The sequence below is a fragment of the Streptomyces sp. NPDC086766 genome (assembly GCF_044746005.1).
GTDB lineage: Bacteria > Actinomycetota > Actinomycetes > Streptomycetales > Streptomycetaceae > Streptomyces.
In genome coordinates this window covers 1-16,777 of record NZ_JBIVBI010000021.1, presented here as the reverse complement: position 1 = coordinate 16,777, position 16,777 = coordinate 1, and the positions used below count along the sequence as shown (strand labels likewise).

General features: G+C 71.6%; 11 protein-coding genes and 2 pseudogenes. 9 read left to right on the top strand and 4 right to left on the bottom strand.

Going from position 1 to position 16,777, the window contains the following annotated elements; translation table 11 throughout:
- Positions 1-222: 222 nt before the first annotated feature.
- Both ACIPM1_RS29200 and ACIPM1_RS29195 read left to right on the top strand, forming a co-directional pair.
- The gene (locus tag ACIPM1_RS29200; RefSeq protein WP_402439631.1) at positions 223-1,380 is read left to right on the top strand and encodes an ATP-grasp domain-containing protein; all 1,158 of its coding nucleotides are present in this window, start codon (positions 223-225) and stop codon (positions 1,378-1,380) included.
- 224 nt (positions 1,381-1,604) lie between these two features.
- Positions 1,605-3,293: a carbohydrate binding domain-containing protein gene (locus ACIPM1_RS29195; protein ID WP_402439629.1), complete on the top strand. Its 1,689-nt coding sequence runs from the start codon at positions 1,605-1,607 to the stop codon at positions 3,291-3,293.
- Between the two features lie 274 nt (positions 3,294-3,567).
- Here ACIPM1_RS29195 and ACIPM1_RS29190 read toward each other — a convergent pair whose 3' ends face one another.
- From ACIPM1_RS29190 to ACIPM1_RS29180, 3 genes are all read right to left on the bottom strand, one after another.
- A complete protein-coding gene (locus ACIPM1_RS29190; RefSeq protein ID WP_402439627.1) occupies positions 3,568-4,917 on the bottom strand; it encodes a 6-phospho-beta-glucosidase in 1,350 nt (449 codons plus the stop codon).
- A 323-nt stretch (positions 4,918-5,240) separates the two neighbouring features.
- Positions 5,241-6,434: an FAD-dependent monooxygenase gene (locus ACIPM1_RS29185; RefSeq protein WP_402439760.1), complete on the bottom strand. Its 1,194-nt coding sequence runs from the start codon at positions 6,432-6,434 to the stop codon at positions 5,241-5,243.
- 149 nt (positions 6,435-6,583) lie between these two features.
- Positions 6,584-7,090, bottom strand: coding sequence for a hypothetical protein (locus tag ACIPM1_RS29180; protein WP_402439625.1), 507 nt, complete (start codon positions 7,088-7,090; stop codon positions 6,584-6,586).
- Positions 7,091-7,476: 386 nt separating this feature from the next.
- Between ACIPM1_RS29180 and ACIPM1_RS29175 the strand changes: the two genes are divergently transcribed.
- On the top strand, positions 7,477-8,049 hold the full coding sequence (locus tag ACIPM1_RS29175; protein WP_402439623.1) for a TetR/AcrR family transcriptional regulator: 573 nt from the start codon (positions 7,477-7,479) through the stop codon (positions 8,047-8,049).
- A 307-nt stretch (positions 8,050-8,356) separates the two neighbouring features.
- Positions 8,357-9,361 (top strand): annotated as a pseudogene (locus tag ACIPM1_RS29170) (glycoside hydrolase family 16 protein); the annotation flags it as partial.
- Positions 9,362-9,552: 191 nt separating this feature from the next.
- Here ACIPM1_RS29170 and ACIPM1_RS29165 read toward each other — a convergent pair.
- On the bottom strand, positions 9,553-10,524 hold the full coding sequence (locus ACIPM1_RS29165) for a helix-turn-helix domain-containing protein (RefSeq protein ID WP_402439621.1): 972 nt from the start codon (positions 10,522-10,524) through the stop codon (positions 9,553-9,555).
- Positions 10,525-10,678: 154 nt separating this feature from the next.
- On the opposite strand from ACIPM1_RS29165, the gene tkt reads away from it, so the two are divergent.
- From tkt to ACIPM1_RS29140, 5 genes and pseudogenes are all read left to right on the top strand, one after another.
- The gene (gene tkt, locus ACIPM1_RS29160; RefSeq protein ID WP_402439619.1) at positions 10,679-12,754 is read left to right on the top strand and encodes a transketolase; all 2,076 of its coding nucleotides are present in this window, start codon (positions 10,679-10,681) and stop codon (positions 12,752-12,754) included.
- 19 nt (positions 12,755-12,773) lie between these two features.
- A complete protein-coding gene (gene tal / locus ACIPM1_RS29155) occupies positions 12,774-13,919 on the top strand; it encodes a transaldolase (RefSeq protein ID WP_402439617.1) in 1,146 nt (381 codons plus the stop codon).
- Positions 13,916-15,664 carry a glucose-6-phosphate dehydrogenase gene (gene zwf / locus ACIPM1_RS29150; protein ID WP_402439615.1) on the top strand — a complete coding sequence of 583 codons (1,749 nt, stop codon included), beginning with the start codon at positions 13,916-13,918 and terminating at the stop codon, positions 15,662-15,664. The genes tal and zwf overlap by 4 nt, the downstream gene beginning before the upstream one ends.
- Positions 15,661-16,587 carry a glucose-6-phosphate dehydrogenase assembly protein OpcA gene (opcA, locus tag ACIPM1_RS29145; protein WP_356195634.1) on the top strand — a complete coding sequence of 309 codons (927 nt, stop codon included), beginning with the start codon at positions 15,661-15,663 and terminating at the stop codon, positions 16,585-16,587. Before zwf ends, opcA begins: the two co-directional genes overlap by 4 nt.
- A gap of 1 nt (position 16,588) precedes the next feature.
- Positions 16,589-16,777: pseudogene (locus ACIPM1_RS29140) on the top strand (glucose-6-phosphate isomerase); the annotation flags it as partial.

Here is a 16,777-nt window from a genome sequence, read left to right as displayed (position 1 = left end):
TCGCCCCCGTGGCCGGGTGCCGGGCGCCCCCGTCGCCGGGGTCCGCGGAAGCGGCGAATCCGTAACACGCGCGTTGTACGCGGCGGCCTTCGGAAGCCGTATGATCGCCCCAACACCACCGCCGTAACTCTCCCTCGCGCAGGGCGGTTTGGTGTCCCTCCATCCCCCCTGGCCGGGCACGGCCCGGTTCGCCCTGCCCGCGCACCCCGAAAGGCGGCCTGCATGGTCTCTCGCGTACGCGTCTGGCTCAACCGCACGTACGCGGAGAACGTGTTCTTCATGGAACAGCTGCGGAGAAATCCCGGCGACCGGGCCGTGGAGATCCACGCGACGCACGGCGACGCCGACTCCCCCGTGCTGGCCGCCGCCGACACCGCCGACATGGAACCCGAGGGCCTGTCCCCGGCCGGGTATGTGGAGTACGCGCTGGCCCAGTGCCGGCGGCGCGGCATCGACGTGTTCGTGCCGCGGCTGCACCAGGCGGCGATCGTGGCGCACCGCGCCGACTTCGCGGCGGCGGGCACCGCGCTGCTCGCGCCGACGCCCGAGGCGGTCGCCGTCTTCGAGGACAAGGCGACCGCGTACGAGGCGGTCCGCTCCATCGGCGTGCCGGTGCCGCCCTGGTGGCGGGTGCGCACCGCCGACGAACTCCTCTCCGCCGTTACGGAGTTGGAGTCGAAGGGGCACCAGGCGTGCTTCAAGCCGGCGGCCGGCGCGGGCGGTGTGGGCTTCCGGGTGATCACCCGTGCCCCCTTCTCGCTCGCGCAGCTGAGCGGCTTCCCGAGCCCCTCCGTCCCGCTCGACCTGGTGCTGCGGGCCCTGGAGGAGGCGGACGAGGAGGCGGCCGGGCAGGTCGACTGGCTGGTGATGCCGCGGCTGGGGCAGCCGGAGGTGTCGGTCGACTGCCTGACCGGGCCGGACAACCGTGTCCGCATGGCCGTGGGCCGCACCAAGAACGGACGTCGCCGCGGTTTCACCGTGCACGAGCGGTGGCTGGATCCGGCCCACCGGATCGCGGAGGGCTTCGGGCTGCACTACCTGTCCAACATCCAGTTCCGGATGTACGGCGACCAGCCGGTCCTGCTGGACGTCAACACCCGGCCGGCGGGCGGGCTGCACCAGCTGTCCCTGTGCGGGATCAACGCCCCCTGGGCGGCGGTGCGGTTGGCGCTGGGCGAGGACCCCGGGGAGATCGAGCCCCCGTTCCTGGGACCGGACTACACGGTGGTGTCGGGCCCGCGTCCGCTGCGGCCGGTGTCCCTTCCGGCACAGCGCGCGCAGGAGCCGGAGCGGCTGCTGCCGGCCGTGCCCGCACCGGCCCCGGAACCGGCCGGCGCCACCCCGGCGCAGACCACCCCGCGGGCCACGGCACCCGCCTAGACTCCCGCGCGCGGACGCGCCCGGACACTCCCGGACGCGCGCCGGAGACCCGCCTCGCGGCGGGCGGCCCCCGACGGGCGCGCCCGCCGGCCACAACTCGATACCGGTCTGGACCAATCCCGGCGCCGCGTCTTGACACCGGGATTGGTCCATACCAACTTGGTTGCGCACCACCGCACTTCAGCTGTGCCTCCCGAACACCCCACTTTCATCAGGGAGATCGCGTGCGCAACACACCCGGACGTCACAGACGTCGGCTTCTCGCCCTGCTGGGCTCCGCGGCCCTCGCCCTGGCCGGGGCCGTCGCCCTCCCCGGCACGGCCCACGCGGCCAACATCCTGTCCAACCCCGGCTTCGAGTCGGGCGGGCTGTCCCCCTGGACCTGCACCGGGAACCTCGGCTCGGTCGTCTCCTCCCCCGTGCACGGCGGCACCAAGGCGCTCTCCGGCGCGGTGACGTCGAGCGACAACGCCCAGTGCAGCCAGACCGTCCCGGTCCAGCCGAACACGACGTACACGCTGGAGGGCTGGGTGCGCGGCTCCTACGTCTACCTCGGCGTGAACGGCGGCGCCTCGACCTGGACGACGTCCCCGTCGGCGTACAGCCGACTGTCGGTGTCCTTCACCACCGGCGCCGCCCAGACCAGCGCCACGATCTACGTCCACGGCTGGTACGCCCAGGGGACCTACTACGCCGACGACATCAGCCTGGACGGCCCGGGCGGCGGCGGTGGGGGCTCGGACACCCAGGCGCCTACCGCGCCCAGCGGCCTGACCTCCACGGGCCGGACGTCGTCGAGCGTGTCGCTGAAGTGGAACGCCGCGACGGACAACGTGGGCGTGACGGCGTACGACGTCTACAGCGGCTCGAACAGCGTGCTCAGCGTCTCCGGCACGAGCGCCACGGTCGGCGGGCTGTCGCCGAGCACCTCCTACACCTTCACCGTGAAGGCGCGGGACGCGGCCGGCAACACGTCGGCGGCCTCGAACTCCGTGAGCGTCACGACGGACGCGGGCACCGGCGGCGGCACCGGCTTCAGACAGGCCGCGCCCTACCTCTACCTCGGCTGGGGCGACCCGCCGAGCGCGACCTCGGTGATGAGCGCGACCGGGATCAAGTGGTACACGATGGCGTTCATGCTGGACTCCGGCGGCTGCAACCCCGCCTGGGACGGCAGCCGGCCGCTCACCGGGGGCACCGACCAGAGTGTCATCAACCAGATCCGCTCCGCGGGCGGTGACATCGTCCCGTCGTTCGGCGGCTGGCAGGGCAGCAAGCTCGGCGCCAACTGCTCGTCCGCGAGCGCGCTGGCCGGGGCGCTGCAGAAGGTGATCGACGCCTACGGCCTCAAGGCGATCGACATGGACATCGAGAACACGGACGAGTTCGAGAACGAGGCCGTCCAGGCGAAGATCCTCACCGCGCTGAAGACCGTCAAGGCAGGCAACCCCGGTCTGCGGACGATCGTCACCTTCGGCACCTCGACGACCGGGCCGACGTACTACGGCAACCGGCTCATCGAGCAGGCGCAGTCGCTGGGCGCGAACATCGACGTCTTCACGATCATGCCGTTCGACTTCGGCGGCGGCTCCGACATGTACGGCAATACGGTCAACGCCGCCGAGGGGCTCAAGGCCAAGCTCAAGTCGACCTTCGGCTGGGACGACGCCACGGCCTACGCGCACATCGGCATCTCCGGTATGAACGGCCTGTCCGACCAGCAGGAGACCACCACCCCGGCGATCTGGACCCAGATCCGCGACTGGGCCGACACCCACCACATCGCCCGGCTCGCCTACTGGGCGGTCAACCGCGACCGCCCCTGCCCCGGCGGCGGCGTGGTGAGCAACTGCTCCGGAATCGACCAGAGCACCTGGCAGTTCACGTCCATCACGGCCGGCTTCACCGGCTGAACCCACCGCACACCGCGTCGGAGGGAGTCCCCCGGATCCCGGTCCGGGGGACTTTTCCTCGGCGGGGGTGTATCAGGGCGCCGACCGCCCGCTCTATAGGAATGAAAGGCACGGGGGAAGCGGGGGACCACGGGGGGATCACGGGGGACACGGGGGATCACGGGGGGCCTGGCGGTCGGTCGCTGTTACGGGGGAGCGACCGACCGCCCGGCGGAACCCCGCCGGCGCGGGTCCACTCCCCGGCGGTACCCGACCGACGTGGGCGCGGCGCCGCCTACGACCGGTCCCGGCCGAGGTACGCCAGGCCGGGGTGGACGGCGCGGTAGCCGTCGACCAGTCTGCGGGCCACGTTCACCGAGTCGACGAGCGGGTGCAGCGCGAAGGCCTTCACCGCCGTCGCGCGCGAGCCCGACGCGGCGGCCGAGAGCACCTCGCGCTCCACCGCCTTGACCGCGCAGACCAGGCCCGCCGCATGACCGGGCAGCGGATCGGCGGCGATCGGGTGCGCGCCGTTCGCGTCGACCAGGCACGGGACCTCGACGACCGCGTCGGAGTCCAGCACCGACAGAGTGCCGCGGTTGCGGACGTTGAGGATCAGCGTCGCGCGTTCGTCCCGGGCGATGGCCCGCATCAGGGCCAGGGCCACCTTCTCGTACCCGCCGGACAGGTCGTCGGCTTCGCGCTCGCCCGCGCCGGCCGTCTCCCGGTTCTCCGCCATGTAGGTGGCCTCGCGCTCGGCGCGGGTACGGTCCCAGGCGGCCAGCGCCGACACGTCCGGGTCGCGCGCCTCCGCGTAGAAACGGGCCTGCTGGTCGCGCAGGAAGGCGCCGCGGGTCTGCCCGGCCTCCTGGTAGGCGCGTACGGTCTCGCGGCTGAAGTAGTAGTAGTGCAGGTACTCGTTGGGGATCGCGCCCAGCGACCGCAGCCAGTCGGCGCCGAAGAGCCTGCCCTCCTCGAAGGAGCCGAGCAGGCCGGGGTCGGCCAGCAGGCGCGGGAGTTCGTCGCGGCCGGCGACGCGCAGGCCGCGCACCCAGCCGAGGTGGTTGAGGCCGGCGTAGTCGATCCACGCCTCCTCGGGGCGCACGCCGAGCACGCGCGCGATCCGCCGGCCGAGGCCGACCGGGGAGTCGCAGATGCCGATGACGCGGTCGCCGAGGTGGCGGGACATGGCCTCGGTGACCAGACCCGCGGGGTTGGTGAAGTTGATGACCCAGGCGTCGGGAGCGAGCCGGGCCACGCGCCGGGCGATGCCGTCGGCGACCGGCACGGTCCGCAGCCCGTAGGCGATCCCGCCCGCGCCGACCGTCTCCTGGCCGAGGACGCCCTCGGCCAGCGCCACCCGCTCGTCCTCCGCCCTCCCCTCCAGGCCGCCGACGCGGATCGCGGAGAAGACGAAGTCGGCGCCGCGCAGGGCCTCGTCCAGGTCGGTCGTGGCGGACACCTCGGGTGCGTCCGGCACGCCCGCGGCCTGCTCGGAGAGGACCCGGGCCACCGCGTTCAGCCGCCCCGCGTCCAGGTCGTGCAGCACGACCCGGGTGACCCGCCCCTCGGCGCGGTCGCCGAGGAGCGCCCCGTACACGAGCGGCACCCGGAATCCGCCGCCGCCCAGAATCGTCAGCCTCACAACCGCACCCTTCCCGCCGCGACCGCCGCGACCGCCCCGGCACCCGCGTTCACCCCGTACGCCTCGCGCGCCCTGGGCACCATGATGGTCGATCCCGGGACGCGCCGTTCCCGATCAACGCCGCGGGCGGACGGGAAGGAGGCCGGTGAGGAGTGCGAGTTCGATGGCGTGGCGCCGCGGGTCCTCAGGCCGTGTCAGCAGCTCGGCGGCGCCGCGGCCCAGGCGCTGCGGCATGACGGCGCATCAGGAAGCGGCGGTCGGCCGTGACGGCTTCCCCGCTGATCGAGTCCGGACGGGCACGGTGGTCGACCGGTTCGACGTGATCAGTCGTCCTTCCCTCCGCCCCGCCGGCGGGCGAGGTACCAGCGTCGGCCAGAGGCGAAGGCACGCCGTGCCGTGCGCACCGCGGCGATCTGGGTGGCGAGATGGAGTTGGAGGTGCCAGGGGCTCTGCCCGCCGTGGCGTACCGACATGGCATGCGCGAACGCCACAGCGCCGCGGTCGACGTACTGGTCCACGTGCTCGAACCACGCCATGCTCGTACGCGAGGCCGCCTGCACCGGATGGAGTTCCGCGCGGCGATGGCGGTCGTACTCCCGCAGCGCCTCCTCCACGTCCCCATAGGTCTGCAGGCTGTGTGCGAGGACGATCGCATCGATGATCGCCAGTCTGGTGCCCGAGCCCAGTGTGAAGTGGGTGGTGTGGGCGGCGTCGCCGACGAGCACCGTCCTGCCGTCGTACCAGGTCTCGTTGGTCACGTGCGCGAAGCGCTGCCACTTCGCCGGTGCACCCCGTGACCGGCTGATCAGGCGGTGGCCGTCGAGTGGGCGCTTGAAGATGTCCTCCAGGAGCCGCACTCCCTGTTCGCGGTCCAGCTCGTCGAGTCCCAGGCCGTGCCAGGTCTGCGGTGAGCATTCGACGATGCAGGTGCTGACGCCGGCGATCGAGGGGTAGGCGTGAAACCAGATCCATCCCGCGGACGTCCGCTCGAAGCTGAACACGAAGCTGCGGAACTCCTGGTCCGTGCCGAGCCAGATGTAGGGGTTGAGCCCGACCTCGATGCGCGTTCCGAACGCTTCGCTCTGGCTCCTGATCCCGCTGTTCGCGCCGTCGGCGGCGACGACGAGGTCCGCTTCGGGAAGCGTCGAGAGATCCGTGACGCGGTGGCCGTACTGGACGTCGATCCCGAGTTCCACGGCACGGCGGGTCAGGACGTCGAGCAGGTCGGCTCGGCTCATGCTGTACCCGTAACCCCCGAAGTAGGCCGTCTGCTCGCCGTCCGGGCCGTGCACGCGCACCTCCTGGTCCTGCCACAGCACGGACTTGGCGGCGATCTCCCGGGCGCTCTCCGGATCGTTGTGGTAAAGGACGTCCAGCAGGTCGTCCCAGTACACGACGCCCCAGCCGTAGGTGGCCGCGGGCGGGTCACGGTCATACACGGTGATCTGGTGCCCGGCATTGCGCAACTTGGCCGAGATCGCAAAGTACAGCCCCGCGGGCCCCGCACCGACGCACACGATCCTCACCGCTGAACACCACCCCGAAGTCGGTCGGATGGGAGGCCTGCTGCTCCAGACAGGTCCGGATGCCCGAAATATACGGGCATCCGGATCCGGCACTCACAGGACTGCGGCGTGTTGATCGCGAACTCACTGCGCTGGAGCAGTCAGTGCCCGCCACCGCCACCGCCGCCGCCACCGCCGTAGCCGCCGCCACCGCCACCGCCGTGGTCACCGCCACCGCCGTAGCCGCCGCCACCGCCACCGCCGTGGTCACCGCCACCGCCGTAGCCGCCGCCGTGGTCACCACCGAAGCCGTGGTCACCACCGCCGTGGTCGAAGCCGTGGTCGAAGCCGTGGTCGAAGCCGTGGTCGAAGCCGTGGTCGAAGTCGTGGTCGAAGCCCCAGCCCCAACCCCAGCCGTCGCCGAAGTAGCACCGGTCGCCCCAGCCCCAGCCCCAGCCCCAGCCGTTGCAGCAGTCCCAGCCCCAGCCGCCACGGAAGAAGCAGAAGTCCGAACGGAACTTGCTGTCGTGAGTGGGAGCGGAAGCGACATGGGACGACGAGGGGAAAGCGGCCGCGTGGGCAGCGCCTGCTCCCGCCGCGATGGCAAGGAGGGGCGCCGTGCAGACCGCAGCGGCGATTCGCCGCATCCTGCTCTTGGTCGCGCGCATGATGATGTCCCCCTTCCGGGGGGTGAAACAGGAATCTCGGGCATTCGGAAAACGCCCCTGTGCGTCAGATCCTGCGCGCGGGTCTGACGCGAAGTGATCGGCCCGCCCGACGTGCTGACCACCGTGCAGCAGTTCCCAGACGGGCCTTCCAGATCTTACTATTAAATTACCAAACGGGGTATACGGTACGAAACGCCCCGTTTCGGTAAGCATAGGACTGCTTTTCGGGCCAAGTCAACGGGGTGCCAGTGGGCTCGCAAGGGAGGCACGCGGTGGACATCCCCAGGCCCCAGGAAGACCGTCAGAGCGCAATGGCTCCTGTACGCGCCCAGCCCGACCGCATCACACCTGACGCACGGCGGCGCCGCCGCGAGTCTCACGAGGCCGTGCTCCGAGCCACGAAAGACCTCCTCGGCGAGGTCGGATACCAGCGTCTGGCGTTCGAGGGCGTCGCCCGGCGGGCCGGAGTCAGCAAGGCCACCATCTACCGGTGGTGGCCCAACAAGGCCGCACTCGTGATCGAGGCCCTCAGCGGCAGGGTTCCCCTCCCCCCCATCAACGAGACCGGCGACCTCGAAGCCGACCTGCGCACCGCCGTCCGTCTCACGATCGAGCTCGTCTCCGCCATGCCCACGTGCCTGATCCTCCCGGCGCTCCTCGCCGACGTGATCGAGGATCCCACCGGCACGGGAGCCTTCGCGGAGCTCATCGAGCCCCGCCGCGCGTCGGTCGTGAACCTGCTGGAGCGGGCTCGCAACGAAGGCCGGCTGCCCCCGGACACCGATACGTCACTGATGGTCGACATCTACTCCGGGGCGGTCGTGTACCTGGCAGCGGTGAACCGTACACCGCCGGGCGAGGCGGTGGTGGACCAGCTCGTCAGCCTGCTCCTGCACGGCCACCTCCCCGTCTCGCGCGGATCCGCACCCGCGGACCGGGATGGATCGTCAGGCGGGTGACTCAGCCGCACGCCGCCACTGCCGGCCAGGCCCCGAAGAGCACGGGTTCGCACCTGGGGTACGCCCGGAGCGGGCTCGGGCGAAGCACACGACTGTGACAGGTGCGGGCAGGGCGACATCTGGGAAATCCCGGCCTTCATCACCTGAACTTCCCCCTCCCTAAATCACTTTCCTTGTTTTAAGCCTTGACGATAGGGGCGGCCGAGAGCACATTGGCGGCGCACACCCGCATGAGAGCGCTCTCAGGCATCCGTCGGCGCTCTCGGACGAGGCACCCGCGCACCCACTCCGCACCCGAGAGGCCCCCATGAGCGACCCATCCGGCACACCCTCAAGCGTCCCCTTCGACAGGCCTACGAGCGCCGCCGCCTCCTCCGGAGCGCGTCGCGGCCGGCGTTCGGTGCGGCGGAGGCTCATCGCCGCCCTCGGCACGCTCGGTCTCGCGGCGGCCGTCACCACCGCCGCGACGCCGCCCGCCGACGCGTCGGCGCCCACGCCGCCGTCCGGCTGGACGCAGGTGTTCCTGGACGACTTCGACGGCGCCGCGGGCTCGGGCGTCGACACCACCAACTGGCAGTACGACACCGGCACGTCGTACCCCGGTGGCGCCGCCAACTGGGGCACCGGTGAGGTCGAGACGATGACCTCGAGCACCAGCAACGTCTCACTCGACGGCAACGGCAATCTGCTCATCACCCCGCGCCGCAGCATCTCCGGCAAGTGGACCTCGGGCCGCATCGAGACCAACCGCACCGACTTCCAGCCCCCGGCCGGCGGCAAGCTGCGGGTCCAGGCCCGCATCCAGCTCCCGAACGTCACCGGCGCCGCCGCCAAGGGCTACTGGCCGGCGTTCTGGATGCTCGGGGCGCCGTTCCGCGGCAACTACCAGAACTGGCCGGGCGTCGGCGAGCTGGACGTCATGGAGAACGTCCAGGGCCTCAACACCGCCTGGGCCACGATGCACTGCGGCACCAACCCGGGCGGTCCCTGCAACGAGACGTCGGGCATCGGCAATTCGACCTCCTGCGTCGGCACCACCTGCCAGGCCGGCTTCCACACGTACTCCATGGAGTGGGACCGCTCGACCAGCCCCGAGGAGATCCGCTTCTACCTCGACGGCGTCAACTTCCACACCGTGAAGTCCACCCAGATGGACGCCACGACCTGGAACAACGCCACCGCCCACGGGTTCTTCATCATCCTCAACGTGGCGATGGGCGGCGGCTTCCCGAACGCCTACGGCGGCGGCCCCGACCGGGGGACCGAGCCCGGCCACCCGATGGTGGTGGACTACGTCCAGGTGCTCCAGTCCTCGCCGTGACCGACACCCACCACGTCTGCCTCACCTTCAGCGGCGGGCAGTCGGCCGGCCCCGTCGACGTCGGCCGGTGCGGCTCCGGCCGCTGACCCCCACCACCCAGAGAGGAAGGGGCCCCACGCGCGTCCGCGTGGGGCCCCTTCCCGCGCCCGGCCGCCACCAGGGGGCGGCAACACGGCGCGCGCTCAGCGCAGTTCGGCGCGGAAGGCCACCGGGGTCCGTCCCGTGTGCAGCTGGAAGAACTTGGAGAAGTTCGCCGCGTCGGGGAAGCCGACGGCGGCGCCGATCCGGCCGATCGGCAGGTCGGTGTGGGCGAGCAGGCGCTTGGCCTCCAGCACGACCCGCTTGTCGATGAAGCCCTTGGGCGTCTCGCCGGTGGCCGCGCGGACCGCGCGCACGAGGGTACGGCGGGAGTAGCCGAGGGCGTCGGCGTAGGCGCTGACGCTGTGGTTGGTGGCGAAGTCCCGCTCGACGGCGTCCCGGAAGCGGGTGAAGGTCGTGTCGTCCTGCTGCGGCGCCGACCGGGCCGAACTCGCCGCGAGATGCGCGAGGCGCAGCAGGAACGCGGTGAGCGAGTGGCGCAGCACCGAGGCGTGCAGGCTCGGCGGCAGCGTCGCGGTGTCCTCGTACTCGCGTTGCAGTTGCGCCAGCGCGGCCCGCAGACCGGCGAGCTGGGCGTCGTCGGGCCGCAGCAGGGGCGGCAGGTCGTAGCGGTACAGGCCGGTGGCCTCGACAGTGGCGCGGGGCAGGAATCCGGGCTGCATGGTCAGGACGGTTCCGCGGTACTCGCTCGTCCGCGAGAAGCGGTGGACCTGTCCGGGACGGATCCAGAGCACGTCGCCGGCCCCGGCCTCGTACTCGGCGAAGTCGATCATGTGCCGTACGGGTCCGTGGCTGAAGAGCATGACCACGTGGAAGTCGATGCGGTGGACCCGGTGCAGGGGCGCCTCGGCGTGCCAGGTGCGGCCCGCGCCCATGGGGCCGATCTGCATGCCGACGCCGCGGACGCCGAGTTCGACCGGGAAGGGGAAGGTTCTGATCCCGACGCCGTCCTCCGCGCCGTGCCCGTCTCCCGCTCCGTCTCCGTCTCCGTCCCGCCGTCCGTCCCGGTCCCGGTCTCCGTCCGCGACTCCGCCTCGGATGGTTCTGTCCGCCATGTCCTTCTCGCGCCGTCCCGCTCGCACGCCGATCCCTCAGCGTGTCCCACTTTCACCACAGGCTGACACAGGGAGACCTTCCCGTGAAAAAGTCAGACTTTTAAGTTTGAACGCGTCCGGCAGCAATCCGCGACCTTTCGAGGACTTCTTGAAGATGAGCACGCAGACATCCGACCGCTTGGAGTGGACCGAACTCGACCGGCGTGCCGTCGACACCGCCCGCATTCTGGCGGCCGACGCGGTGCAGAAGGTCGGCAACGGTCACCCCGGCACCGCGATGAGCCTCGCCCCTGCCGCGTACACGATCTTTCAGAAGGTGATGCGTCATGACCCGGCCGATCCGGAGTGGACGGGCCGTGACCGCTTCGTCCTCTCCCCCGGTCACACCTCGCTGACCCTCTACACGCAGCTGTTCCTGTCCGGGTACGAGCTGGAGCTCGACGACCTGAAGGCGTTCCGCACCCAGGGTTCGAAGACGCCCGGTCACCCCGAGTACGGGCACACGGCCGGGGTGGAGACCACCACGGGCCCGCTCGGCCAGGGCGTGGCCAACGCCGTGGGCATGGCGATGGCCGCCCGCTACGAGCGCGGCCTGTTCGACCCCCAGGCACCCGCGGGCGACTCCCCCTTCGACCACACGATCTGGGCGATCGTGTCCGACGGCGACCTCGAGGAGGGCGTCTCCGCGGAGGCGTCCTCGCTCGCCGGCCACCAGAGGCTCGGCAACCTGGTCTTCCTCTACGACGACAACCACATCTCCATCGAGGGCGACACCGCCACCGCCTTCTCCGAGGACGTGCTGAAGCGCTACGAGGCCTACGGCTGGCACACGCAGCGCGTGCAGCCCGCCGAGGACGGCGACATCGACGTGCCCGCGCTGTACGCGGCGCTGCGGGCGGCGCAGGCCGAGACGGGACGCCCGTCGATCATCGCGATGCGCACGATCATCGCGTGGCCGGCCCCGAACGCGCGGAACACCGAGGCCGCGCACGGCTCCGCGCTCGGCGAGGAGGAGGTGGCCGCCACCAAGCGCCTCCTCGGCTTCGACCCCGAGCGGTCCTTCCAGGTCGACGACGAGGTCCTCGCCCACGCCCGCCGGGCCCTCGACCGGGGCGCCGAGGCGCACGCCGCCTGGGACAAGCGGATCGCCGAGTGGCGCGGCGCCGAACCCGAGCGCGCACGGCTGTTCGACCGGGTCGTCGCCGGGAAGCTGCCCGAGGGCTGGGAGGACGCCCTGCCGGTCTTCGAGGAGGGCAAGGCGCTCGCCACCCGCGCGGCCTCCGGCAAGGTCCTCCAGGCGCTGGGCGCCGTCGTGCCCGAGCTGTGGGGCGGCTCCGCCGACCTGGCCGGCTCGAACAACACCACCATCGACAAGACGTCTTCCTTCCTGCCCGAGGGCAACCCGCTGCCGGAGGCCGATCCGTACGGCCGCACCGTCCACTTCGGCATCCGCGAGTTCTCCATGGCCGCGGAGATGAACGGCATCGCCCTGCACGGCAACACCCGCGTCTACGGCGGCACCTTCCTGGTCTTCTCCGACTACATGCGCAACGCCGTGCGCATGTCCGCCCTGATGCAGCTGCCGGTGACGTACGTGTGGACGCACGACTCCGTCGGCCTCGGCGAGGACGGCCCCACCCACCAGCCGGTCGAGCACCTGGCCTCGCTGCGCGCGATCCCGGGCCTCAACATCGTCCGCCCGGCGGACGCGAACGAGACCGCGATCGCCTGGCGCGAGATCCTGCGGCGCCACTCCACCGGGCCGGCCCCGCACGGCCTCGCGCTCACCCGCCAGGGTGTGCCGACGTACGCGCCGAACCCGGACGCGGCCCGGGGCGGTTACGTGCTGCGGGAGTCCCCCACCGGGACCGTGGACGTGGTGCTGCTCGCCACCGGCTCCGAGGTGCAGCTCGCCGTCGCCGCGAGCGGGCTGCTGGAGGCCGAGGGAATCGGCGCCCGGGTGGTGTCGATGCCGTCCGTGGAGTGGTTCGAGGAGCAGCCCCGGGCGTACCGCGAGCGCGTGCTGCCCCCGTCGGTGCGGGCGCGCGTCGCCGTCGAGGCGGGGATCGCCCTGACCTGGTACCGCTACGTGGGCGACGCCGGACGCGTCGTCTCCCTCGAGCACTTCGGTGCCTCCGCCGACGCCCAGACCCTGTTCACCGAATTCGGCTTCACCCCCGAGAACGTCGTCGCGGCGGCCCGCGAGTCGCTGGCCGCCGCACGCGCCTGATCCGAACGCGACAAGGAAGTTGATCACTGTGACCGAAGCAACCGCGACCGCGGGAGCGCTCAAGCGCCTGTCCGACGAGGGCGTGTCCATCTGGCTGGACGACCTGTCGCGCAGGCGGATCACCTCGGGCAACCTGGCCGAGCTCGTGTCGTCGCGGCACGTCGTGGGCGTCACCACCAATCCGTCGATCTTCCAGGCCGCGATCGGCTCCGGCGAGGGCTACGAGGAGCAGCTCGCCGACCTGGCGGTGCGCGGCGTGACGGTCGACGAGGCCGTACGGATGATGACCACCGCCGACGTGCGCGCCGCCGCCGACGTCCTGCGGCCGGTGTACGACGCGACCGGCGGCCGGGACGGCCGGGTCTCCATCGAGGTCGACCCGCGGCTCGCCCACCGCAGCGCGGCGACCGTCGCCGAGGCCAAGCAGCTCGCCTGGCTGGTGGACCGCCCCAATGTGATGATCAAGATCCCGGCCACCCGGGCGGGCCTCCCGGCCATCACGGAGGTCGTCGGTCTGGGTATCAGTGTCAATGTGACGCTGATCTTCTCCCTGGAGCGCTACCGCGAGGTGATGGACGCCTACCTCGCCGGTCTGGAGAAGGCACGGGCCGCGGGCCTCGACCTGGCGGCGATCCACTCCGTCGCCTCCTTCTTCGTCTCCCGGGTCGACAGCGAGATCGACAAGCGGCTGACACTGCTCGGCACGGACGAGGCCCTCGCCCTGAAGGGCCGGGCGGCGCTGGCGAACGCGCGGCTGGCCTACGCGGCCTACGAGGAGGTCTTCGCCGGCGAGCGCTGGCTCGCCCTGGCCGGCGCGGGAGCCAACGCGCAGCGTCCGCTGTGGGCCTCCACCGGGGTGAAGGATCCGGCGTACAAGGACACCCTGTATGTGGACGAGCTGGTCGCTCCCGGCACGGTGAACACCATGCCGGAGGCCACGCTCCACGCCACCGCCGACCACGGCGGGATCACCGGTGACACGGTGACCGGCGGCTACGACCGGGCCCGCGCGGACCTCGCGGCCGTCGGGGCGCTCGGGATCTCGTACGACGAGGTCGTGCGGCAGCTCGAGGACGAGGGTGTCGCCAAGTTCGAGGTGGCCTGGCAGGACCTGCTGGACGCGGTCACGAAGTCCCTGAACAGCAAGGGAGTTGACGCGGAATGACGAAGAAGCCCGCCGAGGCGGCGGCCACGCGGGCCGCCGGGGCGGCGTCGGCCGGCGCACCGGCCGACGCCAGGACCGACGGGACCGGGGCCGCCCTGTCACCGGCCGCCGCGCCGGGCGAGGGCGCCGCCGCCGGGGCGCCGCGGGCGGCGACCGCCGAGACCGAGGCCGCGAAGTCCCGCGCCGCCGAGGCCGACGTGCGGGTCCCGGTCGTCCCGGCCGCCGACTGGGTGAACCCGCTGCGCGACGAGCGGGACCGCCGGCTGCCGCGGATCGCGGGGCCGTCCGGCCTCGTCATCTTCGGCGTGACCGGCGACCTGTCCCGCAAGAAGCTGATGCCGGCCGTGTACGACCTGGCCAACCGCGGCCTGCTGCCGCCGGGCTTCTCACTCGTCGGCTTCGCCCGGCGGGACTGGGAGGACCAGGACTTCGCGCAGGTCGTGCACGACGCCGTCAAGGAGCACGCCCGGACCCCGTTCCGCGAGGAGGTCTGGCAGCAGCTCGCCGAGGGGATGCGGTTCATCCCCGGCGACTTCGACGACGACACGGCGTTCAAGCAGCTGCGCCAGGCCGTGGAGGAGCTGGACGCCTCCCGCGGCACCGGCGGCAACTTCGCCTTCTACCTCTCCGTGCCGCCGAAGTTCTTCCCCAAGGTCGTGCAGCAGCTGAAGAAGCACGGCCTGGCGGAGGGCCCGCAGGGCTCCTGGCGGCGAGCGGTCATCGAAAAGCCGTTCGGCCGCGACCTGGCCACCGCCCGGGAGCTCAACCGGATCGTGCACGAGGTGTTCGACCCGGAGCAGGTCTTCCGCATCGACCACTACCTGGGCAAGGAGACGGTCCAGAACATCCTGGCGCTGCGCTTCGCCAACCAGATGTACGAACCCGTCTGGAACCGGTCGTACGTCGACCACGTGCAGATCACGATGGCCGAGGACATCGGCATCGGCGGCCGGGCCGGCTACTACGACGGCATCGGCGCCGCCCGCGACGTCATCCAGAACCACCTGCTGCAGCTGATGGCGCTCACCGCCATGGAGGAGCCGATCGCCTTCGACGCCGAGGCGCTGCTCACCGAGAAGCTCAAGGTGCTGAAGTCGGTGCGGCTGCCCGACGACCTCGGCGCCCACACCGTGCGCGCCCAGTACGCGGACGGCTGGCAGGGCGGCGCGAAGGTCGCCGGGTACCTCCAGGAGGAGGGCATCGACCCGCAGTCGAACACGGACACCTACGCCGCCGTGAAGCTGGAGATCGACAACCGGCGCTGGGCCGGCATCCCCTTCTACCTGCGCACCGGCAAGCGCCTCGGCCGCCGCGTCACGGAGATCGCGGTGGTCTTCAAGCGCGCCCCGCACTCCCCCTTCGACTCCACGGCCACCGAGGAGCTCGGCCAGAACGCGATCGTGATCCGCGTCCAGCCGGACGAGGGGATGACGGTGCGGTTCGGCTCGAAGGTGCCGGGAACCTCCATGGAGATCCGGGACGTGACCATGGACTTCGCCTACGGCGAGTCCTTCACCGAGTCCAGCCCGGAGGCCTACGAGCGCCTCATCCTGGACGTGCTGCTCGGGGACGCGAACCTGTTCCCCCGCCACCAGGAGGTGGAAGAGTCCTGGAAGATCCTCGACCCGATCGAGGAGTACTGGGACACGCACGGCAGGCCGGCGCAGTACCCCGCGGGCACGTGGGGTCCCCGGGAGGCCGACGAGATGCTCGCACGAGACGGACGGAGCTGGCGCAGGCCATGAAGATCGACCTGACCGACACCACGGCAAGCAAGATCAACAAGGCGCTGGTGCACGGTCGCCGGGCCATCGGCACGCCGGCCGTGGGCATGGTCCTGACGATGGTCATCGTCACGGACGAGGAGAACGCCTACGACTCGCTCAAGGCGGCCGAGGAGGCCTCCCACGAGCACCCCTCACGCACCCTGGTCGTGATCAAGCGGCACGCCCGCACCCTGCGGGACCGCACGCACTCGCGGCTGGACGCGGAGGTACGGGTCGGCTCCGAGGCCGGCACCGGCGAGACGGTGGTGCTGCGGACCTACGGCGAGGTGTCCGGCCACGCCGACTCCGTGGTGCTGCCGCTGCTGCTGCCGGACGCCCCGGTCGTCGTGTGGTGGCCGGTGGACGCGCCCGAGAACCCCGCACAGGACCCGCTGGGCGCCCTGGCACAGCGCCGGATCACCGATCTGTACGCCGTCGAGCGCCCGCTGGAGGTCCTTCAGACCCGGGTGCGCTCCTACGCGCCCGGTGACACCGACCTCGCCTGGACCCGGCTCACCCCGTGGCGCTCGATGCTGGCCGCCGCCCTGGACCAGGCCCGGGTCAAGGTGACCTCGGCGGCCGTGGAGGCGGAGGCCGAGAACCCGAGCGCCGAACTGCTCGCCCGCTGGCTCGAGGCCCGGCTGGACGTCGAGGTGGACCGCGTGGTCACCGCCGGCCCGGTCGTCACCGCCGTACGGCTCGGCACCGAGAGCGGCGAGATCGTCATCGACCGGCCGGAGGGCCCGCTGGCCACGCTGACCCTGCCGGGCCAGCCCTCGCGCACCCTCGCGCTGAAGGTCCGCGCCACCTCCGAACTCATCGCCGAGGAGCTCCGCCGCCTCGACGCCGACGAGATGTACGCCGTCGCCCTGCGCGGCGAGGGCATCAAGGAGACCGTCTGACATGTCCGACACCCCCAAGCTCACCCGGCGCCCCGAGTGGACCGCCCTGGAGGACCACCGCGCGACCACGCTCCGCGCGCCGAACCTGCGGGAGTTGTTCGCGGCCGACCCGGGGCGCGCCGAGCGGTACACGGTCCGGGTCGGCGACCTGTACGTCGACTACTCCAAGCATCTGATCACCGACGAGACC